Below are 22,974 nucleotides of genomic sequence, written 5' to 3'. Positions count from 1 at the left end.
ATCTAGAGTCCAGCACAAAAAATCGAGGCATAAAAAAGCCCCGCCTGAATAATCGGGCGGGGCTTTTTATTGGCTTTGGAAATTACACGAGTGGTTTAGGCTCGTGTTCTTTTTCCTCGGCCTCTTGGTGCTGCTCGACCGCGTCCTGAACGGAGCGTGGTGCTTCAGCAATCACCGACTCAACCACAGCTTCTTCAGTCACCGGGGCAGGAGCTGCCTCGACCACTTCAGCAACCACGGCTGGCTCGGCAGCGACTGGCGCAGCAGCGGCAGCCAATTCGGCTTCCTTCTGCAGACGCTCTTCTTCACGCTTGCGACGACGCACTTCACGTGGGTCGTTTGGCGCGCGGCCGCTTGGCGTCAGAGCGCTGACCGGTGCTGGAGCTTCAACCACCGGGGCTGGCGCTTCGGTCACCACGGGTGCTTCGACAACCGCTGCTTCAACGACAGGTGCTGGTTCGGCAGCCTTACGTTCTTCAAACACCGGGGTTTCAAACACTGGCGCTTCAACAACCGGTGCTTCCACCACTGGCGCTGGGGTTTCAGCAACAGTCGGTTCGGCAACCCAGTTGAAGGCAGTCTGCTCTTCGCGAACTTCACGCACGGTTTCGGTTACGGTTTCTGCGACGGTTTCAACCACCGGCTCCGCAGCCACAACTGGCGCTGGCTCTACCTGAGGCAGGGTCTCTTGAACTGGAGCCACTTCGACTTCCGGAGCAGCAACCACTTCTACTGGAGTAGTCGCTTCAACAACCGGCGCTTCCACTGGAGCGGTTTCCTGAACAGCCGCGGTGGCGCGTTCAGCTTGCTCGTGGGCTTGAGCTTCAGCCGGTGCACTGATCACGGTGCTGGCAACAGCGGCGGTCACAGCCAGGCCAGCAGCCAGATCGGCGGTGCTTGGCGCTTCAGCGTTTTCGCCGGCTTCGGATTCTTCCGAACCTTCGATCACGTTGCCGTTGGCATCACGCTGACGCTCACGACGGTTGCTGCGACGACGCTGACCGCGCGAACGACGACGTGGGCGATCGCCTTCGGCGTTCTCCGAACCGTCTTCCGGCAGTTGCTCTTCGTTGGTGTTCACTTCTTCTTCAGCGACGGCAGCAGCGGCCTGTTCGGCACGCGGTTGACGCTCTTCACGTGGCGGACGCGGTGCGCGTTCTTCACGTGGCTGACGGGTCGGGCGTTCTTCAGCGGTAACGGCAACGTCAGCTACAGCGGCTGGAACGGCGTCCAGTGGCTCGCGCAGTTCACGCACACGCTCTTCACGCTCGCCGCGTGGCTTGCGGTCTTCGCGCGGCGCACGTGGTGCACGTTCTTCACGCGGAGCGCGTGGTGCACGTTCTTCGCGGGCAACTGGCGCTTCGGTACGAGCTTCACGTGGTTCGCGGACTTCACGGGTTTCACGTGGCGCGCGCTCTTCGCGCGGCTCGCGTGGCGCACGTTCTTCACGTGGAGCACGTTCTTCGCGTGGCTTGCGCTCTTCATCGCGGCGACCATTACGATTGCGGCTCTGCTGACGACCGTTGCGACGCTCTTCGTTGCGGGCCGGACGTTCGGCGGCTGGTTTTTCAACCACAACCGGAGCGGCTGGCTCTTCTTTGGTGGCGAACAGGCTGACCAGCGATTTCACCAGGCCTTTGAACAGGCTTGGCTCTGGTGCAGCGACTGGAGCTGGTGCAGCAACGGCCGGGGCGGCAACTTCGGTCGGAACCGGAGCGTTGGCACGGGCCGGAGCAGTCTTGACCGCGGCTTCCTGGCGAACCAGGGTGCGGGTCGCAGCGGCTGGCTGAACTTCTTCGACTTCGGCAGCGGCAGCAGCGATTTCGTAGCTGGACTGGTTGGTCGCGGCTTCCGGGCTGTCGTCACGCAGACGCTGAACTTCGAAATGCGGGGTTTCGAGGTGGTCGTTCGGCAGAATGATGATGCGGGCACGGGTGCGCAGTTCGATCTTGGTGATCGAGTTGCGTTTTTCGTTGAGCAGGAACGCAGCGACCGGGATCGGCACCTGGGCGCGCACTTCGGCGGTGCGGTCTTTCAGGGCTTCTTCTTCGATCAGGCGCAGGATCGCCAGCGACAGCGATTCAACGTCACGGATGATGCCGGTGCCGTTGCAACGCGGGCAAACGATGCCGCTGCTTTCGCCCAGCGATGGACGCAGGCGCTGACGGGACATTTCCAGCAGGCCGAAGCGCGAGATGCGGCCGATCTGCACGCGAGCGCGGTCGGCTTCCAGGCATTCGCGGACTTTTTCTTCCACGGCGCGCTGGTTCTTGGCAGGGGTCATGTCGATGAAGTCGATGACGATCAGGCCGCCGATGTCGCGCAGGCGCAACTGACGGGCGATTTCTTCGGCAGCTTCAAGGTTGGTCTGCAGAGCGGTTTCTTCGATGTCGCTGCCTTTGGTGGCGCGCGCCGAGTTGATGTCGATCGACACCAGGGCTTCGGTCGGATCGATAACGATGGAACCACCGGAAGGCAGTTCAACGACGCGCTGGAAAGCGGTCTCGATCTGGCTTTCGATCTGGAAACGGTTGAACAGCGGTACGCTGTCTTCGTACAGCTTGATCTTGCTGGCGTACTGCGGCATCACCTGGCGGATGAAGGTCAGGGCTTCGTCCTGGGCTTCAACGCTGTCGATCAGCACTTCGCCGATGTCCTGGCGCAGGTAATCGCGGATGGCGCGGATGATCACGTTGCTTTCCTGGTAGATCAGGAATGGCGCGGAGCGATCCAGCGAGGCTTCTTTGATGGCGGTCCACAGTTGCAGCAGGTAGTCGAGGTCCCACTGCATTTCTTCGCTGCTGCGGCCAAGGCCGGCAGTGCGCACGATCAGACCCATGTCGGCTGGTGCGACCAGACCGTTCAGCGCTTCGCGCAGTTCGTTGCGCTCTTCGCCTTCGATGCGACGGGAGATACCGCCGGCACGCGGGTTGTTCGGCATCAGCACGAGGTAACGACCGGCCAGGCTGATGAAGGTGGTCAGGGCTGCGCCCTTGTTGCCACGTTCTTCTTTTTCGACCTGAACGATGACTTCCTGGCCTTCGCTCAGGACGTCCTTGATGTTGACGCGGCCTTCAGGGGCTTTCTTGAAGTATTCGCGGGAGATTTCTTTGAGGGGCAGGAAGCCGTGGCGCTCGGAGCCGAAATCGACAAAGGCAGCCTCAAGGCTTGGTTCGATGCGAGTGATGCGGCCTTTATAGATGTTGGCCTTCTTCTGCTCGCGTGCACCGGATTCGATGTCCAGGTCGTAGAGGCGTTGGCCATCTACCAGTGCAACACGCAACTCTTCGGGTTGAGTTGCGTTAATCAGCATTCTTTTCATGTAGTACCGTCGGTTTCCGGGCTGCCGGAAACGGCGTTCGGCACACACGACTTCTCACGGTCGGTGTCAGGTGCGTCGGGAGTGGTTGGCCATTCCCGTGTCCAGCGATATGCGGCCAATTGGGCCGATATAGCGACGTACGCGTCCTGCTTGCTGTGGCTACTTAAGCACTCAGTCAGGAGGAGGAATCAACCAGCGGCTGTGGACGAGATGAAGCGTCTTGATAAAGCCTATTGCTACACAGTCCAGCGGTTGTGCATCTCCACCCTACACGTATCCCTGATAATTCGGGTGCTGCCGCGCGCAGAATCCGCAGCGGGTTGGCATTTACCGTGAGCTCCGAAAGGGGAGGTCACGCATCATGGCTAATTCAGGCGTTGTTTCCGAAGCATTCGCTCGGGGTCATCTGCAGCTGACTGCACTTTGTGAACTGGCCTTGAATGTGTGCCTGTCAGGCGAGTAAAAACTCTGCTCGACGGTGTAATTCAGGCCTCATGTCACCTGCGCTTGTTACAACTGAAAACTCCACCGTTACGTAGCGAAAGCCCCGTAGGACGGCCTCGCGTCCTGGTGAATTGCGTTGGTCAGGGCCGGTTTTTGACCGTGGTTCCTCTGTCCAGGCCGCTTTTGGCGGCGTTCGCGACTATAGCAGCAATGATTAAGTGCTTCAATTCCATAAAAATTGTTATCATCCGCGGCATGACAACTACTGCCCCTTCGACTCCAGGCGTTCAATTGCTTGAAGTCTCGCCGGAGTATGCCGGCCAACGAATCGACAACTTTCTCCTCGCCCGGCTCAAAGGCGTGCCCAAGACCTTGATTTACCGCATTTTGCGTAAAGGCGAAGTGCGTGTGAACAAAGGTCGGATCAAGCCCGAATACAAGCTGCAGGCCGGTGATATCGTGCGCGTGCCGCCGGTTCGCGTGCCTGAGCGCGATGAACCGGTGCCGCTGGCACAGGGTCTGTTGCAGCGCCTGGAAGCCTCGATTGTCTTCGAAGACAAAGCCCTGATCGTGATCAATAAGCCCGCCGGCATTGCGGTTCACGGTGGCAGTGGCTTGAATTTCGGTGTGATCGAAGCCTTTCGTCAGTTGCGTCCCGATGCCAAGGAGCTGGAACTGGTACACCGTCTCGACCGTGACACCTCCGGCCTGCTGATGATCGCCAAAAAACGCAGCATGCTCCGTCACTTGCACGAGCAATTGCGCGGCGATGGCGTCGACAAACGCTACATGGCGCTGGTGCGCGGCAACTGGGCGACCTCGATCAAGAAAGTCAGCGCGCCATTGCTCAAGAGCAATCTGCGTTCCGGCGAGCGCATGGTTGAAGTCAACGAAGAAGGTAAAGAAGCCCTGACAATGTTCAAGGTGCTGCGCCGTTTCGGTGATTTTGCCACCATGGTCGAGGCTAAACCGGTGACCGGTCGCACCCACCAGATTCGCGTGCATACCTTGCATGCCGGTCATTGCATTGCTGGCGACAGCAAGTATGGCGATGAGGATTTCACCAAGGAAATCCGTGATCTGGGCGGCAAGCGTCTGTTCCTGCACGCCTACATGCTGACCGTGCCGCTGCCCGATGGCGGCAAGCTGACCTTGCAGGCGCCGGTCGATGAAATGTGGGCCAAGACCGTGGAGCGATTGAGTGCGCCCATCTGATTACAAACTGCTGATTTTCGATTGGGACGGCACCCTGGCCGATTCCATTCACCGGATTGTCGAAGCCATGCATTCGGCGTCCGGGCGCTCCGGTTTCGAGTTGCGCGACGACTTTGCTGTCAAAGGCATCATCGGTCTGGGCTTGCCCGAAGCGATTCGCACGCTGTATCCCGAGATCAGTGACGCCGAAATGACCGCGTTTCGCGAGTATTACGCCGATCACTACATCGCCGCAGAAGCTGTGCCTTCGCCGTTGTTCGAGGGCGTAGTCGAGTCGATGGCGTCCTTTCGCGAGCAGGGTTATCACCTCGCGGTGGCGACCGGCAAGAATCGTCGCGGACTGGATCGGGTGCTCAAGGCCAATGGCTGGGAAGATTATTTCGATATCACCCGCGCCGCCGATGAAACTGCGAGCAAGCCGCACCCTCTGATGCTGGAGCAGATCCTTGCTCATTGTGGTGTACGCCCGGAGCAGGCGCTGATGGTCGGCGATTCATCCTTCGATCTGCTGATGGCGCGTAATGCTGGGATGGATTCGGTCGCGGTCAGTTATGGCGCGCAATCGATCGAATCGCTGCAACAATTCGAGCCACGTCTGTCGATCGACCGTTTTTCCGAATTGCATGCCTGGCTGGGGAAGCAGGCCTAATACGTTTTTGCTGGGGTGGATGGCATGACCGACGAATGGAAAGCACCGGCCAAGGCAAGTGCCGACGACGGTGACGAAAAAAGCTGGAAGCTGTTGGAAAAGACTCTGCTGGCTGGTGTTCAGGAACAGCGTCGTTCGCGGCGTTGGGGGATTTTCTTCAAGCTGCTGACGTTTGTTTATCTGTTTGTGGCGCTGATCCTGTTCACGCCGCTGATGGACATGGAAAAGAGCGCCACGCGCGGGCCGAACTACACCGCGTTGATCGACGTCACCGGCATGATCGCCGACAAAGAGCCGGCCAGTGCCGACAACATTGTTGGCAGCCTGCGGGCGGCGTTCGAGGACAAGAAGGTCAAAGGCGTGATCCTGCGCATCAACAGTCCTGGCGGCAGTCCGGTGCAATCGGGTTATGTGTATGACGAGATCAAGCGTCTGCGCGGTCTGCATCCGGAGATCAAGCTTTACGCGGTGATTTCCGATCTGGGCGCCTCCGGTGCTTATTACATTGCCAGTGCGGCGGATCAGATCTATGCCGACAAGGCGAGTCTGGTTGGCTCGATTGGTGTGACGGCGGCCGGTTACGGCTTTGTTGGCACCATGGAGAAGCTGGGTGTCGAGCGTCGCACGTACACCTCGGGCGAGCACAAGTCGTTCCTTGACCCGTTCCAGCCGCAGAAGTCTGATGAAACGGCCTTCTGGCAAACGGTGTTGGACACCACGCACAAGCAGTTCATCAATAGCGTCAAGCAGGGGCGTGGCGATCGTCTGAAAGACAAAGAGCATCCGGAGCTGTTCTCCGGGCTGGTCTGGTCGGGTGAGCAAGCGCTGCCGCTGGGCTTGATCGATGGTCTGGGCAATGCCAGTTCGGTGGCGCGTGATGTGATTGGCGAGAAGGAGCTGGTCGACTTCACCGTTCAGGAGTCGCCGTTCGATCGCTTCTCGAAGAAGCTGGGTGCCAGTGTCGCTGAGCAGTTGGCGATGTGGATGGGTTTCCACGGGCCGTCGTTGCGTTAAAAAGTCGCGGCATAAAGAAACCGGCCTTGATGGCCGGTTTTTTGTGGGTCAGGGGATTTGCACGCCTTCAGCCAACAGCATGTCGATCAGGCGAATCAGCGGCAGGCCGATCAGGCTGGTGGCGTCAGGGCCTTCGGTGGATTGAAACAGGCTCACGCCCAGTCCTTCAGCCTTGAAGCTGCCCGCGCAATCGTAGGGCTGCTCCAGTCGCAGGTAGCGCTCAATGCGTGCCTGATCGAGTTGGCGCATGTGCACGGTGAACGGCACACAGTCGACCTGGCATTGGCCGGTCTGGCTGTTAAGCAGGGCCAGGCCGGTGAGGAACGTTACGCTGGCGCCACTGGCAGCCATCAGTTGCTCGCGAGCCTTCTCGAAGGTATGCGGCTTGCCGATGATCTGCTCGCCGAGCACGGCAATCTGGTCCGAGCCGATAATCAGATGGGTGGGATAGCTGTCAGCCAATGCCCGGGCTTTTTGTTCGGCGAGGCGCTTGACCAGTTCGATCGCCGATTCGCCCGGGCGGTGACTTTCATCGATATCCGGCGAGCTGCAGACGAACGGTAGGTGCAGGCGGGCGAGCAATTCCCGACGATAGGTCGAGCTTGAAGCAAGTAATAAAGGCAGCATTCGCGTCTCCTGAGGCAGGTGCGAATTCTAGCGGAGGCACGCAAGTGACGGACAGGGCACAATTTCCTTTGACATGGGTGGGTGCATCCCTATAATGCTGCGCCTATGTTGAATGACCCGATTCCACCTCACGTTGACCCGCGCAAATTGGCTGACCGTGGCACCACCCTTCAAGGTGAACTGCTGCTGGCCGATTTGAAGAGACTCTGCGACCCGCTTTCCGACGATGTCGGTACGGTGCAGGCGAAATTCGTTTTTGAACGAGATGAACGTAAATCTGTGGTGATCCACAGCTTTATCGACACCGAGGTCAAAATGGTTTGCCAGCGTTGTCTTGAGCTGGTCACCCTGCCGATCCACAGCGAATGCAGTTACGCTGTAGTGAAGGAGGGTGCGAATACCCAGTCGTTACCGAAAGGTTATGACGTGCTGGAACTGGGCGAAGATCCATTGGATCTGCAGTCACTGGTCGAGGAAGAGCTTTTGCTTGCCTTGCCTATTGTGCCTGCTCATCATCCGGAAGAATGCCAGCAGCCGGCGGGAGCAGATGAGCCCGAACCGAGCGAGGACGAGGTAACGCGGTCCAACCCGTTCAGTGTATTGGCGCAGTTAAAGCGTGACCCAAACGTTTAGGAGTTAATCAATTATGGCTGTTCAGCAGAACAAAAAATCCCGCTCTGCCCGTGACATGCGCCGTTCGCACGACGCTCTCGAGGCTAGCACCCTGTCTGTAGAAAAAACCACTGGTGAAGTTCACCTGCGTCACCACGTATCGCCAGAAGGCGTATACCGTGGCCGTAAAGTGATCGACAAGGGCGCTGACGAGTAATCACTTGTCCGCTCAAGTCATCGCGATTGACGCAATGGGCGGGGACTTCGGTCCCCGCAGCATTGTTCAGGCCAGCCTTGCTTGCCTGTCTGCTACGCCCTCGCTGCACCTGACCCTCGTCGGTCAACCCTCCCTTCTTGAAGAATTGATCCACGGCCAATCGGCTGCCGATCGCGCGCGCCTGACGATTGTTGCGGCCAGCGAAGTCATCACCATGGACGAAAAACCGACCCAGGCCTTGCGTGGCAAGCCGGACTCGTCGATGCGTGTCGCCCTTGAGCTGGTGCGTGACGGCAAGGCTCAGGCCTGTGTCAGCGCCGGCAATACCGGTGCGTTGATGGCGCTGTCACGATTCGTGCTGAAGACGCTGCCCGGTATCGATCGGCCGGCAATGGTGGCGGCTATCCCGACGCAGAAGGGTTATTGCCAGTTGCTTGATCTGGGCGCCAACGTCGATTGCAGCGCCGAGCATTTGCTGCAATTTGCGGTAATGGGCTCGGTGGCGGCGCAGACGCTGGGCATCCATCGCCCGCGCGTCGCGCTGCTGAACATCGGCACCGAAGACATTAAGGGCAATCAGCAGGTCAAGCTGGCTGCGACGCTGTTGCAGGCTGCCCGTGGCATCAATTACATCGGCTTTATCGAAGGCGACGGTTTGTATCGCGGCGAGGCGGATGTTGTGGTGTGTGATGGTTTCGTCGGCAACATCCTGCTCAAGTCCAGCGAAGGTCTGGCGACGATGATTGCTGCGCGTATCGAGGCGCTGTTCAAAAAGAATCTGGCCTCCCGTGCCGTGGGGGCGTTGGCGTTGCCGCTGATGAAACGTTTGCAGGCGGATCTGGCGCCGGCGCGACATAACGGCGCAAGCTTTCTCGGCTTGCAGGGTATCGTGGTGAAAAGCCACGGTTCGGCCGGTGTTCAGGGCTTTCAGAGTGCTATTTCCCGTGCGCTGATCGAGATTCAGGAAAATCTTCCCGAGCGTCTCCATGGCCGTCTGGAGGATTTGTTGTCTTAGGCGTTTTCGTCGGACAATGCTTAAATGTGACCGCCCGGTTCAAAGGGCCATCCAACTGTCAGTTTCTTGCGTCCCCAGTGGGGCGCCATTTTCCGACGACAAGATCATTAGGGGCTTGTTACATGTCTGCTTCCCTCGCATTCGTCTTTCCAGGACAAGGTTCGCAGTCCCTCGGCATGCTGGCCGAGCTGGGCGCGGAATATCCGTTGATCCTCGAAACTTTCAAAGAAGCCTCTGAGGCTCTGGGCTATGACCTGTGGGCGCTGACCCAGCAGGGCCCGGAAGAGCTGCTCAATCAAACCGATAAAACCCAACCGGCCATTCTGACCGCTTCGATCGCCCTATGGCGTCTGTGGCTGGCTGAAGGTGGTGCGCGTCCGGCTTTTGTTGCCGGTCACAGTCTGGGTGAATACAGCGCGCTGGTTGCTGCCGGCAGCCTGACACTGGCTGATGCGGTGAAGCTCGTCGAGCGTCGCGGTCAGTTGATGCAGGAAGCTGTTCCGGCCGGGCAGGGCGGCATGGCTGCCATCCTCGGTCTGGAAGATGCCGATGTGCTGGCTGCCTGCGCCGAAGCGGCGCAAGGTGAAGTGGTCAGCGCGGTCAACTTCAACTCGCCGGGCCAAGTGGTCATTGCCGGTGCCAAGGCTGCCGTCGAACGCGCGATCGAAGGCTGCAAGGCGCGTGGCGCCAAGCGTGCCATGCCGCTGCCGGTGAGCGTGCCGTCGCACTGCGAGCTGATGCGTCCGGCCGCCGAGCGCTTTGCCGAATCCATCGCCGCCATCGACTGGCAGGCGCCGCAGATCCCGGTGGTACAGAACGTCAGCGCGCAAGTGCCGGCTGATCTGGAAACCCTCAAGCGTGATCTGCTCGAACAACTGTACAAGCCAGTGCGCTGGGTCGAGTCGGTACAGACCCTGGCCGCCAAAGGCGCGACCAATCTGGTCGAATGCGGCCCGGGCAAAGTCCTGGCCGGCCTGAACAAGCGTTGCGCCGAAGGCGTGGCGACTTCCAACCTCAATACCCCAGACGCTTTCGCTGCCGCTCGTGCAGCGCAAGCCTGAATCAGGAGAAACTTGCATGAGTCTGCAAGGTAAAGTTGCACTGGTCACCGGTGCAAGCCGCGGCATCGGCCAGGCTATCGCGCTGGAACTGGGTCGTCAGGGCGCCATCGTCATTGGCACCGCGACTTCCGCTTCGGGTGCCGAGCGTATCGCTGCGACCCTGAAGGAAAACGGTATTCAGGGCGCTGGCTTCGAACTCAATGTCACCAGCGATGAATCTGTCAGTGCAGTGCTGGCGGGTATTCAGGAACAGTTCGGTGCGCCGGTGGCAATCCTGGTCAATAATGCCGGCATCACCCGCGATAACCTGATGATGCGCATGAAAGACGACGAGTGGTACGACGTGATCGATACCAACCTGAACAGTCTGTATCGCCTGTCCAAGGGCGTTCTGCGCGGCATGACCAAGGCTCGCTGGGGTCGAATTATCAGTATTGGCTCGGTGGTGGGTGCCATGGGCAACGCTGGCCAAGTAAACTATGCAGCCGCCAAGGCCGGTCTGGAAGGTTTCAGCCGTGCGATGGCGCGTGAAGTCGGTTCGCGTTCGATTACGGTCAACTCGGTAACCCCAGGGTTTATCGACACCGATATGACGCGCGAACTGCCTGAAGCACAGCGTGAAGCCTTGCAGACGCAGATTCCGCTGGGTCGTCTGGGGCAAGCTCAAGAGATCGCGTCTGTGGTCGCTTTTCTTGCATCGGACGGTGCGGCATACGTCACTGGGGCTACAATCCCGGTGAACGGTGGGATGTACATGTAAGTAAAATGTGACGGATTGCTTCAAAAAAATGTCATACGAGCTGTCTAAAATCCGTTATAAAGCTGCAATCTATTTATAGGCAGAGGGCTGCAGGGTTTGAGGAGTGAAGCTTTCAGTTGAAAAACTGAAAAGTCTTTCTATACACTTACCCACTGGCCAGCTGCCTGAATTTGTCCATTAGGAGTGAAAACAAGGTATGAGCACCATCGAAGAGCGCGTCAAGAAAATCGTTGCCGAGCAACTGGGTGTTAAAGAAGAAGAAGTGGTCAACACCGCTTCCTTCGTAGAAGACCTGGGTGCCGACTCCCTTGACACCGTTGAGCTGGTGATGGCTCTGGAAGAGGAATTCGAGACCGAAATCCCTGACGAAGAAGCTGAAAAGATCACTACTGTACAAGCTGCAATCGACTACGTTACTAGCCACCAGGCGTAATAGTTTGTAATCGTTGTTTGCTGTCATGGAAAAACCGCACTGCCATCATGGCGTGCGGTTTTTTCTTTAGGCCTGATGCAAAATCGTCATTTGAAAAAGGAGAGTGCTGTGTCGCGTAGACGCGTCGTAGTCACCGGTATGGGTATGTTGTCGCCACTGGGCACGGATGTGCCGAGCAGTTGGCAGGGCATTCTGGCTGGCCGCAGTGGCATTGGTCTGATCGAACACACCGACCTTTCTGCCTATTCCACCCGCTTTGGCGGCTCGGTAAAGGGCTTCAATGTCGAGGAATACCTGTCGGTCAAGGAAGCGCGCAAGCTCGACCTGTTCATTCAGTACGGTCTCGCTGCCGGCTTTCAGGCTGTACGCAACGCTGGTCTGGAAGTCACCGACGCCAACCGTGAACGCATTGGCGTGGCCATGGGTTCGGGAATCGGCGGTCTGACCAACATCGAAGAAACCAGCCGTACCCTGCATGAGACGGGCCCGCGTCGAATCTCGCCATTCTTCGTACCTGGCTCGATCATCAATATGATTTCCGGTTTCCTGTCCATCCACCTGGGGGCACAGGGACCTAACTACGCCATCGCCACTGCATGTACCACCGGTACGCACTGCATCGGCATGGCGGCGCGCAACATCATGTACGACGAAGCCGACGTGATGATTGCCGGCGGTGCCGAAATGGCCGCATGCGGTCTGGGCATGGGTGGCTTCGGCGCGTCCCGTGCGCTGTCGACCCGCAATGACGAACCGACCCGCGCCAGCCGTCCATGGGACAAGGGCCGTGATGGTTTCGTCCTGTCCGACGGTGCCGGTGCACTGGTTCTCGAAGAGCTGGAACACGCCAAGGCGCGCGGCGCGACCATCTATGCCGAACTCATCGGCTTTGGCACCAGTGGCGACGCGTTCCATATGACCTCGCCACCTGCCGACGGCGCCGGTGCAGCACGCTGCATCACTAACGCGCTGCGCGATGCGAAGATCAATGCCGATCAAGTGCAATACATCAACGCTCACGGTACTTCGACTTCGGCCGGCGACCTCGCCGAAGCCAATGCGATCAAGACCGTGTTCGGTGATCACGCCTACAAACTGGCAGTGAGCTCGACCAAATCGATGACCGGTCACCTGTTAGGTGCGGCGGGCGCGGTTGAAGCGATCTTCAGCGTTCTTGCGATCAACAGCCAAGTGGCACCGCCGACCATCAACCTCGATGAGCCGGATGAAGGCTGCGATCTCGATTTCGTGCCGCACACTGCGCGCAACATGGACATCGATGTCGTGCTGTCCAACTCCTTCGGTTTTGGCGGCACCAACGGCACCTTGGCGTTCCGTCGGTTCGCGGGCTGATGGACAGCTGGGTCGACGGTCAACCGGCTGACGCTCTGTCGCTGAAAGATCGCGGCCTGGCTTACGGCGACGGTCTGTTCGAGACCATCGCCGTGCGTGATGGACAGCCGATCCTGCTGGATCGGCACCTGACGCGTCTGGCCGATGGCTGTTCGCGTCTGGCCATCGCCGCCGATATCGAACGGGTTCGCCACGAGCTGCTGAGTTATGCGGCAGCGATGGGCGAGGGTGTACTCAAGCTGATCCTCACCCGTGGCGACGGTCTGCGCGGTTACGCACCTGATCCGGCGGCGCCTGGCCGACGTATTCTGCAAGGCAATCCTCCGGCAGCTTATCCCGCTGTGCATGCTGAACAAGGCATTCGTCTGTTTCCCTGCAACACGCGACTCTCCATACAGCCTTTACTGGCTGGACTCAAACACCTCAATCGACTGGAACAAGTCATCGCCCGTGCCGAATGGCAGGACAGCGAGCACGCCGAAGGCTTGATGCTAGATCAGGCCGGTCGAGTGATCGAAGGGGTGTTCAGTAATGTGTTTCTGGTGCGCGACGGCGTATTGATCACGCCGGATCTGAAACGCTGCGGCGTTGCCGGTGTGATGCGCGCCGAAATATTGTTTCAGGCCGAGTCACTGGCCATTCCCACGCAGATCGCCGACATCAGCCTCGAACAGCTGCAATGGGCCGATGAAGTATTTGTCTGCAACAGCGTGTATGGCGTCTGGCCGGTACGCGCCTACGCTGCACTGAGCTGGCCGGTTGGCCCGCTCACCCGTAAACTGCAAACCATTGCCCGCGCCCTACTGGATGCCTGATTTGTGAGACGTAAACTTTTGCTGCTGCTGGAAACCGGACTGGTTCTGGCAGGGCTGTTGATGGGCGCCAGCGCCTGGAAGATTCACTCCGCGCTGGAACAGCCTCTGAACATCACGCAGGAAGAACTGCTGGATGTGCCGAAAGGCTCCACTCCGACCCGTACGTTCCTTTCCCTCGAAACCGATGGCGTCATCAAGGACGCATTCTGGTTGCGAGTCTATTGGCGCTTCAATCTCGCCGGTACACCGATCCATAGCGGCGAATACCGTATGCAGCCGGGCATGACCGTCAACGGTCTGATCGACTTGTGGAAGCGCGGTGAAGTGGTCCAGTACAGCCTGACGCTGGTCGAGGGCTGGAATTTCCATCAAGTGCGCGCGGCGTTGGCCAAAGACGACAAGGTCGAGCAGACCCTCAACGGTTTGAGCGACAGCGACGTCATGGCGAAGATTGGTCATAAAGGGTTGTTCCCGGAGGGCCGTTTCTTCCCGGACACTTACCGCTTTGTGCGCGGCATGTCCGATGCCGAACTGCTGAAGAAAGCCTTTGATCGCCTCGATGAAGTGCTGGCGAAAGAGTGGGAAAGTCGTTCTGCCGATGTGCCGTATACCGAACCCTATCAAGCGCTGATCATGGCGTCGCTGGTCGAAAAGGAAACCGGTGTACCGCAGGAGCGTGGGCAGATTGCCGGTGTCTTCGTGCGTCGCATGGCCCTGGGCATGCAACTGCAAACTGACCCGACCGTCATCTATGGTCTGGGCGATCGCTACACCGGCAAGCTGACTCGGGCGCATTTGAAAGAGCCGACGCCTTACAACACCTACGTAATTCCCGGCCTGCCACCGACTCCGATTGCGATGGTCGGGCGTGAAGCGATTCACGCGGCACTGAATCCTGTGGACGGCACCAGCCTGTACTTCGTTGCACGTGGCGATGGCAGCCATGTGTTCTCTGACGATCTGGATGCACACAATAACGCGGTGCGTGAGTACCAGCTCAAGCGCCGTGCCGATTACCGTTCCAGCCCCGCGCCGGCGGTAACGCCTGAAGCGGCTCCGGCGACGGAAGAAGCGATTCCAGCCGCATCACCGGATACGGCGCCGGAAGCGTTGCCGCAGGTTCCAGGCCAGGAGTCTGCGCCGACCCCGGCACCGGAAGCCGCCGCCCCACAAAACACGCAATGACTTTGACTAAGGACTGCCTGTGACTGGCTTGTTTATTACGCTGGAAGGTCCGGAAGGCGCCGGCAAAAGCACTAACCGCGAATACCTTGCCGAGCGCCTGCGCGCCGCCGGTATCGAAGTGGTGCTGACCCGCGAGCCGGGTGGCACGCCATTGGCCGAGCGGATTCGCGAAGTGCTGCTGGCGCCGGCCGACGAGGTCATGAACCCGGACGCCGAGTTGTTGCTGGTATTCGCCGCGCGCGCTCAGCACCTGGCTGAAGTGATTCGACCGGCGCTGGCCCGGGGTGCGGTAGTGCTGTGTGATCGTTTCACCGATTCCACGTACGCCTATCAGGGCGGCGGTCGCGGTTTGTCGCTGGAGCGCATCGCCACACTGGAAACTTTCGTGCAGGGCGACCTGCGTCCGGATCTGACGCTGATTTTCGATCTGCCGGTAGAAATCGGCCTGGCCCGCGCCAGTGCCCGTGGCCGTCTGGATCGTTTCGAACTGGAAGGCCGGGCGTTTTTCGAGGCTGTACGCAATGCGTTTCTGAAGCGCGCCGAAGCCGATCCCGCGCGCTATGTGCGCATCGATGCCGGTCAGCCATTGGCCAAGGTTCAACAATCGCTGGATACCCTGATTCCGAATTTGCTGGAGCTGGCCCGTGGCTGAGGCCTATCCATGGCAGGACAGCCTCTGGCAGCAACTGGCCGGGCGTAAACAGCACGCCCACGCCTATCTGCTGCATGGCCCGGCCGGCATCGGCAAACGTGCGCTGGCCGAACGCTTGATGGCCAGCCTGTTGTGCCAGCGGCCGACGCCGGAAGCTTGCGGCGAGTGCAAATCCTGCCTGCTGCTCAAGGCCGGCAGTCACCCCGATAATTACATTCTCGAACCGGAAGAAGCCGATAAGGCGATCAAGGTCGATCAGGTCCGCGATCTGGTCAGCTTCGTGGTGCAGACCGCGCAACTGGGCGGGCGCAAAGTGGTGCTGATCGAGCCGGTCGAGTCGATGAACATCAATGCCGCCAACGCCTTGCTCAAGAGCCTTGAAGAGCCTTCCGGCGATACCGTTCTGCTGTTGGTCAGCCACCAGACCAGCCGCTTGCTGCCAACGATCAAGAGCCGTTGCGTGCAGCAGGCCTGTCCGCTGCCGGGCGAGGCGATGAGCCTGCAATGGCTGGCTCAGGCGCTGCCGGACTGCTCCGAAGACGAACGTGTCGAACTGCTGACGCTGGCCGCCGGCTCACCGTTGATGGCGGTCAGTCTGCAGTCTCAGGGCGTGCGCGAGCAGCGCGCGCAAGTGGTCGAAGGCGTGAAGAAGTTGCTCAAGCAGCAGCAATCGCCGACGCAACTGGCTGAGGAGTGGAAAAGCATTCCGATGCTGCGTCTGTTTGACTGGTTCTGCGATTGGTCGAGCCTGATCCTGCGTTATCAATTGACTCAGGATGAAGCAGGGCTCGGTCTGACCGACATGCGCAAAGTCGTGCAATACCTGGCGCAGAAAAGTGCGCAAGGCAAAGTCCTCGAGATTCAGGACTGGATTCTCGCCCAGCGGCAGAAAGTCATGAGCAAAGCCAACCTCAATCCGGCCTTGCTGCTGGAAGCGTTGTTGGTGCAATGGGCGGGATTGCCTGGTCAAAGATAAGAATGTGTACCTAGACTCTGAACATCAGCAGTGGAGGTCAACATGAATGAATCCGTCAGCCCCGGGCCGCGCAACGGCATTTTGTCCCTGAACATCAAGGACAAGTCGGTGCTCTACGCCGCTTATATGCCGTTTATCAAGAACGGTGGCTTGTTCATCCCGACCAACAAGAGTTACCGCTTGGGCGATGAGGTGTTCATGCTGCTCAACCTGATGGACGAGGCCGAGAAGATCCCGGTGGCCGGCAAGGTCGCGTGGATCACCCCCAAAGGGGCGCAAGGCAATCGCGCTGCCGGTGTCGGCGTACAGTTCAACGATGGCGACAACACGGCGCGCAGTCGCATCGAAACCCATCTGGCCGGAGCGCTTAAATCCGACCGTCCCACTCATACGATGTAAGTAGCCGTCTTTTTATGCTTGTAGATTCCCATTGTCACCTTGATCGCCTCGACCTCGCCGCCCATGACGGCTCGCTGGATGCTGCACTGGATGCGGCCCGTGAGCGCGGAGTAGGGCACTTCTTGTGCATCGGCGTGAGTGCCGATAACGCCGCCGACGTCAAAGCCCTGGCTGAGCGTTATGACGATGTCGATTGTTCGGTCGGCGTGCATCCGCTCGATGTACAACCCGGTGCGGCGCCAGCGCTGGACTGGCTGTTGCACGAACTCAATCACCCGAAAGTCGTGGCGATCGGTGAGACCGGCCTCGATTATCACTACGAACCGGAAGCCGCCGAACTGCAGCAGGAGTCGTTCCGTCTGCACCTGCAAGCGGCGCAGCAGACCGGCAAACCGGTGATCATCCACACCCGTGGCGCGCGTGCCGATACCCTTGAATTGCTGCGCGAAGCGGCGTTGCCTCAGGCCGGTGTGCTGCATTGCTTCACCGAAGACTGGGACATGGCCAAGGCTGCACTGGACATGGGTTATTACATTTCCCTGTCGGGTATTGTCACGTTCCGCAATGCTGATGCGTTGCGCGACGTCGCGAGCAAGGTCCCGGCGGATCGCTTGCTGGTGGAAACCGACTCACCGTATCTGGCGCCGATCCCTTATCGCGGCAAGCCGAACCTGCCGCAGTACGTGCGTGAAGTGGCGGAGTTTCTGGCGATGTTGCGTGGGGAAAACTACGAGCGTTTTGCTGAGCAGACAACCGAGAACTTCAAGCGTCTGTTCCCGCTGGCCTGTGTTAAATCTGCCCTGTAGGCCTTAGCCAAATCGCAGGCAAAAAAAACCCGGGTTCTGGGGGGTGAATCCGGGTTAAGACCATTAGGAGTAAAACAAAGGCACGCGGTCCCTTGGTACCTTTACCGGCACGACACTTGGGGGAGATGTCGCCCGACAGTTCAAGTATTGATCAGTCTGGCGTGCAGTCCAGTTAGCCGGTCGGGGTTTTTAAACAAATTTGGAATACGTTCGCTTCAGTTGAGTTCTCATTGCGCCCAAAACGTTCTCAAAATGAACATGAAACACAGATATGGTCGGATGATCCGTGCATTTTTGCGCAAGTTAGGCATAATACGCGGCTTCGAATTTTGACCCTTCAGACCTTTTCTTATGCACAAAGAACCTCGTAAGGTCCGTGAGTTTCGTCGCCGCGAGCAAGAAATTCTCGATACCGCGCTCAAGCTGTTCCTCGACCAAGGTGAAGACAGCGTCACCGTCGAGATGATTGCTGATGCCGTGGGTATCGGCAAAGGCACGATCTACAAGCACTTCAAATCCAAGGCCGAGATCTATCTGCGCCTCATGCTCGATTACGAGCGCGATTTGAACGAGCTGCTGCATTCGGCCGATGTCGACAAGGACAAGGAAGCGCTGTCCCGCGCCTACTTCGAATTCCGCATGCGCGACCCGCAGCGTTATCGCCTGTTCGACCGTCTCGAAGAGAAGGTCGTCAAAGGCAATCAGGTGCCGGAAATGGTCGAGGAGTTGCACAAGATCCGTGCCTCGAACTTCGAACGCCTGACCCTGTTGATCAAGGGCCGCATCAGCGAAGGCAAGCTCGAAGACGTGCCGCCATACTTCCACTACTGCGCGTCCTGGGCGCTGGTGCACGGCGCTGTGGCGCTGTATCACTCGCCGTTCTGGAGCAATGTGCTGGAAGATCAGGAAGGTTTCTTCCAGTTCCTGATGGACATTGGCGTGCGCATGGGCAACAAACGCAAGCGTGACCCGGAAACGCCAAGCAGCTGAGCCATTCAGCCGCCTTATTGCGCCATGATTTCGCTACATGACGCAGTAACGCAGGAATATACTCAGGCATAGGGCTTGCTAAAACTTGATTTGTGAGTCAAGTTTTAGCGGCTCGATTTTCTATCGCCGGAGTGATCATGATCGTTGACCGTCAAGGCAGGCGTTTTCGCAATTTGCGGATCAGTCTGACTTCAGCCTGCAATTACGCGTGTACCTACTGCGTGCCCAACGGCAAGCGGCTGGTGGCTGCGCAGGATGAACTGTCGGCCGAAGCCATGGCGCGTGGCGTGGCGTATCTGATCGAAGCCGCCGGCATCGAGCGGCTGCGAATTACCGGTGGCGAGCCGCTGGTCAGCCCCAAACTCGAAACGTTCATGACCGCTGTCGGCAAGATGGGCCTTGAAGACATCAGCCTGACCACCAACGGTCAACTCCTCGCAAAAAAACTGCCACTGCTGGTGGATGCCGGTCTGCGCCGGATCAACGTGTCCCTCGATACCCTCGACGCCGGTGCTTTCCGCAGCATCGCCCGTGGCGGCGATCTGGCCACCGTGCTTGACGGCATGGATCAAGCGGCAGCGGCGGGGATGAAGATCAAGGTCAACATGGTGCCGTTGCGTGGGCAGAACCTCGACCAGGTGATGCCGCTGCTGGATTACTGCCTGGAGCGCGGATACGAACTGCGCTTTATCGAGCTGATGCGCATGGGCCATTTGGCCAAGGACTCCAATGCCTTCCTGCAACAGTTCGTCAGCCTGCAGCAATTGCTGCAGCTGATTGGCGAACGTTACGAGTACGCGCAAACCGACGCGCCAGTGGACGCTACGGCGGTGCGCTATGCGATTCCTGGCCTGGGCAACTTTGGCGTGATCGCCAACGAAAGCGTGCCGTTCTGCCGGACCTGCTCGCGCTTGCGCCTGTCGTCGACCGGTTGGCTACATGGTTGCCTGTCGTCGAGCAACCGTCACTATGTCGGCGATTTGCTCGATAAGCCGCGTCATCAGGCCTTGCCAGCGCTCCAGCGTTTGCTGGTCAAAGCGTTGGGCGACAAGCAGGAAGTGGCGTTCTCCGGCGGCGCAACGATCATGAAGATTATCGGCGGCTGACATCCCCCTATTCGCGAGCAGGCTCGCTCCCACCTTGGAATGCATTCCACTGGTGGGAGCGAGCTTGCTCGCGAATACGATTTATCAATCAACGAAGAACCAGAGCTGGCGCAAAAGCTGCATCCTACGGCCATTCGCCGGTTTTCCGTCACCGGCCTCTGGAGGAATAGGATGCGTAGCCTGGTTTTGCTGCTGGCCGTTTTGGCGCTTGGCGGCTGTATGACTGTCAGCGATATGGCCGAAGGCACTCGCTACCAGATGAGCGACGCGGGCTTGCTGGATCATAGCGACAGCCGTCGCGTGAACAACTTCCGCATTCAGCCGGACTCGTTCATCTACATCGCCCAAGGCGCGTTCGCACCGCCGGGCGGTTCCTACCCGCGCCCGAACGTGGTGGCCGAAGAAGCCTTCAAAGGCTTCGTCGAGTACTTCCCGATGGTCCGCCGTGCTCGCGCGCCGGAAGGCCTCGATCAGGCGATGGGTGAAGCTCGTGATGCCGGTGCGCACTATCTGCTGTACACGCGTTTCGCCAAGGCTGACGACCGCATCGGCAACTCCGATGAGTGGCTCGATGAAGAAGCGGTGGATCGCCTCGGCATCGACGGCGGCGTGATTCAGATCATGTTGATCGAGACCAGCACCCAGTATTTGATTGATACTGCACGGATCAAGAGTCGTGGCGGTTTACTGACGTTCCACGACAGCAAGCCCGAAGACCTGATCGGCCCGCCACTGGCCCAGTACGCGCGCAGCCTGTTGGGAGTCGGCGACCAATAATTCAAGGAGAACGCCATGAGTGGCCCGCAAAAAGCCAATGACCTGTTGGGACAGATCCCGAAAACCAAAGGCTTGCCGCCGGTGCACTTGTGGAATCCGGACTTCTGCGGCGACATCGACATGCGCATCGCCCGCGACGGCACCTGGTATTACCTGGGCACGCCGATCGGGCGCAAGCCGATGGTCAAATTGTTCTCCACGATCATGCGCCGCGACGGCGATGATTACTTCCTGATTACCCCGGTCGAGAAAGTCGGGATCAAGGTCGACGACGCGCCGTTTGTGGCGATTGCGGTCGAGGTTGAAGGCGAAGGGGAGGCGCAGCTGTTGCGCTTTACCACCAACGTTGATGAAACCGCTGAGGCCGGGCCGGAGCATCCGATCCGCGTCGAGATTGATCCCACGACCCAAGAGCCGGCGCCTTACGTGCATGTGCGTACCAATCTTGAAGCGCTGATTCATCGCAATGTGTTCTATCAACTGGTGGAACTGGCGGTGAGCCGTGAAATCGACGGGCAGCGTTGGCTCGGTGTATGGAGCGGCGGAGAGTTCTTCCGCATCGGCCTCGAACCTTAAAAGATTGCAGCCTTCGGCAGCTCCTACATGGCTTACACCTGTAGGAGCTGCCGAAGGCTGCGATCTTTTTTGTCGTTGACAGCTAATCGTATGATGATTAGCTTGATCACCCATCGCGACCCGCTTTGAGGTGTTCATGTCCAGCAGCTTTCACGCATCCACGGTCGACTGGCTGGGCAGCTGGATCGCCGCTGGCCAGGTCAAGCCGGGGCAGACCATCAAGGTCGAGGCCGATCTGGGTGAACAGCTCGGCGTCAGTCGCACGGTTATTCGCGAAGCAATCAAAACCCTCGTCGCCAAAGGCATGCTCGAAGTCGGGCCGAAAGTCGGCACCCGCGTGCTGCCGGTGCGGCGCTGGAACCTGTTCGATCCGCAAGTGGTCGGTTGGCTGTCGCGCAACGGCCTGCCGGAAAATTTTGTCGATGACTTGCTTGACCTGCGCCGCACCATCGAACCGATGGCCGTGCGCTGGGCATGTGAGCGGGCGACGCTGGACCAGATCGAAGCGGTGCAACTGGCTTACAACGCCCTCGAGCGCGCGGTCGACAGCGGCACCGATTACAACCGCGCCGACCAGTTCTTCCACGAATGCATCCTCGCGGCCAGCCACAATCAATTCATTGAACAAATGGTTCCGGCGCTCGGTGCGTTGCTGGCGGTATCGTTCGAAGTCTCCGCCGCTGATCCCGATGAACTACGCCGTACGCTGCCGATTCACAAAGACATGGCGGATGCCATTGCCGCCCGCGATTCAGCGCGCGGCGTGTGGGCGTGCATGACCCTGATCGACAACGCCGACCTGGCAATCAAACGTTTTTACCCGAAAGTCATGGCCGACAAAAAAGCCGGCTAACACCCAGATCCCCTGTAGGAGTGAGCCTGCTCGCGATAGCGGTATATCAGCCGCATTGAAGTCAACTGACACTACGCCATCGCGAGCAGGCTCACTCCTACAGAAAATCACAAGAACAATGGAGACCGTTATATGCCGTGGACCGCCCTGACCCAACACCGCGCCCGACTCGGTGAAGGCCCGTTCTGGGACGCGCCGACCCAGGCGTTGTACTGGGTCGACATTGCCGGCAAACAGGCCCTGCGTCTGATCGGCCAGAACGTGCAGATCTGGCAGATGCCCGAACACGTTTCCGCCTTCATCCCCTGCGCCAGCGGCGATGCACTGGTCACCCTGAGCAGCGGCGTCTATCGCCTCGACCTAGATTCCCCGGGCCTCGAACCACGCCTGACGCTGTTCTGCGTCGCCGACCCGCAACCGGGCAATCGCCCCAACGAAGCGCGTTGCGATGCTCAGGGGCGACTGTGGCTCGGCACCATGCAAAACAACATCGGCGAGCAGGGCGAAGATCTGCCGATCACCCAGCGCTCCGGTGGCCTTTTCCGCATTGATCCGGATAAACGGGTCACGCCATTGCTGCGCGGCCTGGGCATTCCCAACACGCTGCTGTGGAGCGACGACGGCACCACTGTCCTGTTCGGTGACAGTCTCGATGACACGCTGTATCGCTATTTTATTCACGCCGACGGCAACCTTGATGTGGCCACTCCCTGGTACGGCCCTGATCAGAACGGTGGCCCGGACGGTTCAGCAATGGATGCCGAAGGCTACGTGTGGAATGCCCGCTGGGACGGTAGCTGCCTGCTGCGCCTGACGCCTGACGGCAAGGTCGACCGCAGGATTGATCTGCCAGTCAGCCGCCCGACCAGTTGTGTGTTCGGCGGTGAAGACCTGAAAACCCTGTACATCACCAGTGCCAAGAGTCCGCACAACCATCCGCTGGATGGCGCGGTGCTGTCGATGCGCGTGGATGTCGCAGGAAAACTCTGTACGCGGTTTGCCAGTTAAATCCCAAAATATGGGATGCAAAATTATATATTGAGATTATTCGGCAGTCGGGTTTATAGTCGGCTCCAGCAGTAACACGCACTCACACTTAAAAAAACAAAACAGGTGA

The 22,974-nt window shown here is 59.0% G+C and carries 24 protein-coding genes; 22 read left to right on the top strand and 2 right to left on the bottom strand.

Annotation, left to right across the window (positions count from 1 at the left end; all coding sequences use genetic code 11):
* Nucleotides 1–82 precede the first annotated feature (82 nt).
* Nucleotides 83–3,322 (bottom strand): ribonuclease E, encoded by a 3,240-nt coding sequence (gene rne / locus CLU80_RS05200; protein WP_093435441.1) that lies wholly within the window; start codon nucleotides 3,320–3,322, stop codon nucleotides 83–85.
* A gap of 699 nt (nucleotides 3,323–4,021) precedes the next feature.
* On the opposite strand from rne, the gene rluC reads away from it, so the two are divergent.
* The 3 genes from rluC to CLU80_RS05180 are packed head-to-tail and all read left to right on the top strand — an operon-like array spanning nucleotide 4,022 to nucleotide 6,644.
* Nucleotides 4,022–4,981: a 23S rRNA pseudouridine(955/2504/2580) synthase RluC gene (gene rluC, locus CLU80_RS05190; RefSeq protein ID WP_038364486.1), complete on the top strand. Its 960-nt coding sequence runs from the start codon at nucleotides 4,022–4,024 to the stop codon at nucleotides 4,979–4,981.
* A complete protein-coding gene (locus CLU80_RS05185; RefSeq protein ID WP_099756910.1) occupies nucleotides 4,968–5,630 on the top strand; it encodes an HAD-IA family hydrolase in 663 nt (220 codons plus the stop codon). Before rluC ends, CLU80_RS05185 begins: the two co-directional genes overlap by 14 nt.
* Nucleotides 5,631–5,654: 24 nt before the next feature.
* Complete coding sequence (locus CLU80_RS05180) at nucleotides 5,655–6,644, top strand: S49 family peptidase (protein WP_099756909.1); 990 nt, start codon at nucleotides 5,655–5,657, stop codon at nucleotides 6,642–6,644.
* 48 nt (nucleotides 6,645–6,692) lie between these two features.
* On the opposite strand, the gene CLU80_RS05175 is transcribed toward CLU80_RS05180, so the two are convergent.
* Nucleotides 6,693–7,271 carry a Maf family protein gene (locus tag CLU80_RS05175; RefSeq protein WP_099756908.1) on the bottom strand — a complete coding sequence of 193 codons (579 nt, stop codon included), beginning with the start codon at nucleotides 7,269–7,271 and terminating at the stop codon, nucleotides 6,693–6,695.
* A 105-nt stretch (nucleotides 7,272–7,376) separates the two neighbouring features.
* Between CLU80_RS05175 and CLU80_RS05170 the strand changes: the two genes are divergently transcribed.
* From CLU80_RS05170 to CLU80_RS05080, 19 genes are all read left to right on the top strand, one after another.
* A complete protein-coding gene (locus tag CLU80_RS05170; protein WP_038364482.1) occupies nucleotides 7,377–7,904 on the top strand; it encodes a YceD family protein in 528 nt (175 codons plus the stop codon).
* 13 nt (nucleotides 7,905–7,917) lie between these two features.
* Nucleotides 7,918–8,100, top strand: coding sequence for a 50S ribosomal protein L32 (gene rpmF, locus CLU80_RS05165; RefSeq protein ID WP_003179396.1), 183 nt, complete (start codon nucleotides 7,918–7,920; stop codon nucleotides 8,098–8,100).
* Nucleotides 8,101–8,104: 4 nt separating this feature from the next.
* Entirely contained in the window at nucleotides 8,105–9,115 is a 1,011-nt protein-coding gene (gene plsX / locus CLU80_RS05160; RefSeq protein ID WP_093435433.1) for a phosphate acyltransferase PlsX, read from the top strand.
* 122 nt (nucleotides 9,116–9,237) lie between these two features.
* Entirely contained in the window at nucleotides 9,238–10,176 is a 939-nt protein-coding gene (fabD, locus tag CLU80_RS05155; RefSeq protein WP_034155355.1) for an ACP S-malonyltransferase, read from the top strand.
* A 16-nt stretch (nucleotides 10,177–10,192) separates the two neighbouring features.
* Nucleotides 10,193–10,936, top strand: coding sequence for a 3-oxoacyl-ACP reductase FabG (fabG, locus tag CLU80_RS05150; RefSeq protein ID WP_034155354.1), 744 nt, complete (start codon nucleotides 10,193–10,195; stop codon nucleotides 10,934–10,936).
* 196 nt (nucleotides 10,937–11,132) lie between these two features.
* Complete coding sequence (acpP, locus tag CLU80_RS05145) at nucleotides 11,133–11,369, top strand: acyl carrier protein (RefSeq protein ID WP_003175607.1); 237 nt, start codon at nucleotides 11,133–11,135, stop codon at nucleotides 11,367–11,369.
* Nucleotides 11,370–11,477: 108 nt separating this feature from the next.
* Nucleotides 11,478–12,722 carry a beta-ketoacyl-ACP synthase II gene (gene fabF, locus CLU80_RS05140; protein ID WP_093435430.1) on the top strand — a complete coding sequence of 415 codons (1,245 nt, stop codon included), beginning with the start codon at nucleotides 11,478–11,480 and terminating at the stop codon, nucleotides 12,720–12,722.
* On the top strand, nucleotides 12,722–13,537 hold the full coding sequence (pabC, locus tag CLU80_RS05135; RefSeq protein ID WP_099756907.1) for an aminodeoxychorismate lyase: 816 nt from the start codon (nucleotides 12,722–12,724) through the stop codon (nucleotides 13,535–13,537). Before fabF ends, pabC begins: the two co-directional genes overlap by 1 nt.
* Nucleotides 13,538–13,540: 3 nt before the next feature.
* Nucleotides 13,541–14,722 carry an endolytic transglycosylase MltG gene (gene mltG, locus CLU80_RS05130; RefSeq protein ID WP_099756906.1) on the top strand — a complete coding sequence of 394 codons (1,182 nt, stop codon included), beginning with the start codon at nucleotides 13,541–13,543 and terminating at the stop codon, nucleotides 14,720–14,722.
* 19 nt (nucleotides 14,723–14,741) lie between these two features.
* On the top strand, nucleotides 14,742–15,374 hold the full coding sequence (gene tmk / locus CLU80_RS05125) for a dTMP kinase (protein ID WP_093435422.1): 633 nt from the start codon (nucleotides 14,742–14,744) through the stop codon (nucleotides 15,372–15,374).
* Nucleotides 15,367–16,350, top strand: a complete 984-nt coding sequence (locus CLU80_RS05120) for a DNA polymerase III subunit delta' (RefSeq protein WP_095048608.1) — start codon at nucleotides 15,367–15,369, stop codon at nucleotides 16,348–16,350. Before tmk ends, CLU80_RS05120 begins: the two co-directional genes overlap by 8 nt.
* Before the next feature lie 42 nt (nucleotides 16,351–16,392).
* The gene (locus CLU80_RS05115) at nucleotides 16,393–16,749 is read left to right on the top strand and encodes a PilZ domain-containing protein (RefSeq protein ID WP_093435417.1); all 357 of its coding nucleotides are present in this window, start codon (nucleotides 16,393–16,395) and stop codon (nucleotides 16,747–16,749) included.
* A gap of 14 nt (nucleotides 16,750–16,763) precedes the next feature.
* Entirely contained in the window at nucleotides 16,764–17,555 is a 792-nt protein-coding gene (locus tag CLU80_RS05110) for a TatD family hydrolase (RefSeq protein WP_099756905.1), read from the top strand.
* A gap of 351 nt (nucleotides 17,556–17,906) precedes the next feature.
* The gene (locus tag CLU80_RS05105; RefSeq protein ID WP_007908276.1) at nucleotides 17,907–18,545 is read left to right on the top strand and encodes a TetR/AcrR family transcriptional regulator; all 639 of its coding nucleotides are present in this window, start codon (nucleotides 17,907–17,909) and stop codon (nucleotides 18,543–18,545) included.
* Between the two features lie 137 nt (nucleotides 18,546–18,682).
* Nucleotides 18,683–19,651: a GTP 3',8-cyclase MoaA gene (locus tag CLU80_RS05100; protein ID WP_093435412.1), complete on the top strand. Its 969-nt coding sequence runs from the start codon at nucleotides 18,683–18,685 to the stop codon at nucleotides 19,649–19,651.
* Nucleotides 19,652–19,822: 171 nt separating this feature from the next.
* A complete protein-coding gene (locus CLU80_RS05095; RefSeq protein ID WP_007908280.1) occupies nucleotides 19,823–20,428 on the top strand; it encodes a DUF4823 domain-containing protein in 606 nt (201 codons plus the stop codon).
* Between the two features lie 15 nt (nucleotides 20,429–20,443).
* Nucleotides 20,444–21,004 (top strand): DUF1285 domain-containing protein, encoded by a 561-nt coding sequence (locus CLU80_RS05090; protein WP_053122580.1) that lies wholly within the window; start codon nucleotides 20,444–20,446, stop codon nucleotides 21,002–21,004.
* Between the two features lie 136 nt (nucleotides 21,005–21,140).
* A complete protein-coding gene (locus tag CLU80_RS05085) occupies nucleotides 21,141–21,857 on the top strand; it encodes a FadR/GntR family transcriptional regulator (protein ID WP_095048605.1) in 717 nt (238 codons plus the stop codon).
* 132 nt (nucleotides 21,858–21,989) lie between these two features.
* Nucleotides 21,990–22,865, top strand: coding sequence for an SMP-30/gluconolactonase/LRE family protein (locus CLU80_RS05080; RefSeq protein WP_099756904.1), 876 nt, complete (start codon nucleotides 21,990–21,992; stop codon nucleotides 22,863–22,865).
* Nucleotides 22,866–22,974 lie beyond the last annotated feature (109 nt).

The sequence above is a fragment of the Pseudomonas sp. 29 genome (assembly GCF_002754355.1).
GTDB classification, from domain to species: Bacteria; Pseudomonadota; Gammaproteobacteria; order Pseudomonadales; family Pseudomonadaceae; genus Aquipseudomonas; species Aquipseudomonas neuropathica.
This window is presented reverse-complemented; position numbering and strand designations above follow the sequence as displayed.

Excerpts from the sequence above, each read along its gene's own strand:
- rne (WP_093435441.1), bottom strand. The coding sequence starts at position 3,322 with ATGAAAAGAATGCTGATTAACGCAACTCAACCCGAAGAGTTGCGTGTT.
- rluC (WP_038364486.1), top strand. The coding sequence starts at position 4,022 with ATGACAACTACTGCCCCTTCGACTCCAGGCGTTCAATTGCTTGAAGTC.
- CLU80_RS05180 (WP_099756909.1), top strand. The coding sequence starts at position 5,655 with ATGACCGACGAATGGAAAGCACCGGCCAAGGCAAGTGCCGACGACGGT.
- CLU80_RS05175 (WP_099756908.1), bottom strand. The coding sequence starts at position 7,271 with ATGCTGCCTTTATTACTTGCTTCAAGCTCGACCTATCGTCGGGAATTG.
- CLU80_RS05170 (WP_038364482.1), top strand. The coding sequence starts at position 7,377 with ATGTTGAATGACCCGATTCCACCTCACGTTGACCCGCGCAAATTGGCT.
- rpmF (WP_003179396.1), top strand. The coding sequence starts at position 7,918 with ATGGCTGTTCAGCAGAACAAAAAATCCCGCTCTGCCCGTGACATGCGC.
- fabD (WP_034155355.1), top strand. The coding sequence starts at position 9,238 with ATGTCTGCTTCCCTCGCATTCGTCTTTCCAGGACAAGGTTCGCAGTCC.
- fabG (WP_034155354.1), top strand. The coding sequence starts at position 10,193 with ATGAGTCTGCAAGGTAAAGTTGCACTGGTCACCGGTGCAAGCCGCGGC.
- acpP (WP_003175607.1), top strand. The coding sequence starts at position 11,133 with ATGAGCACCATCGAAGAGCGCGTCAAGAAAATCGTTGCCGAGCAACTG.
- pabC (WP_099756907.1), top strand. The coding sequence starts at position 12,722 with ATGGACAGCTGGGTCGACGGTCAACCGGCTGACGCTCTGTCGCTGAAA.
- CLU80_RS05115 (WP_093435417.1), top strand. The coding sequence starts at position 16,393 with ATGAATGAATCCGTCAGCCCCGGGCCGCGCAACGGCATTTTGTCCCTG.
- CLU80_RS05110 (WP_099756905.1), top strand. The coding sequence starts at position 16,764 with ATGCTTGTAGATTCCCATTGTCACCTTGATCGCCTCGACCTCGCCGCC.
- CLU80_RS05105 (WP_007908276.1), top strand. The coding sequence starts at position 17,907 with ATGCACAAAGAACCTCGTAAGGTCCGTGAGTTTCGTCGCCGCGAGCAA.
- CLU80_RS05100 (WP_093435412.1), top strand. The coding sequence starts at position 18,683 with ATGATCGTTGACCGTCAAGGCAGGCGTTTTCGCAATTTGCGGATCAGT.
- CLU80_RS05095 (WP_007908280.1), top strand. The coding sequence starts at position 19,823 with ATGCGTAGCCTGGTTTTGCTGCTGGCCGTTTTGGCGCTTGGCGGCTGT.
- CLU80_RS05090 (WP_053122580.1), top strand. The coding sequence starts at position 20,444 with ATGAGTGGCCCGCAAAAAGCCAATGACCTGTTGGGACAGATCCCGAAA.
- CLU80_RS05085 (WP_095048605.1), top strand. The coding sequence starts at position 21,141 with ATGTCCAGCAGCTTTCACGCATCCACGGTCGACTGGCTGGGCAGCTGG.
- CLU80_RS05080 (WP_099756904.1), top strand. The coding sequence starts at position 21,990 with ATGCCGTGGACCGCCCTGACCCAACACCGCGCCCGACTCGGTGAAGGC.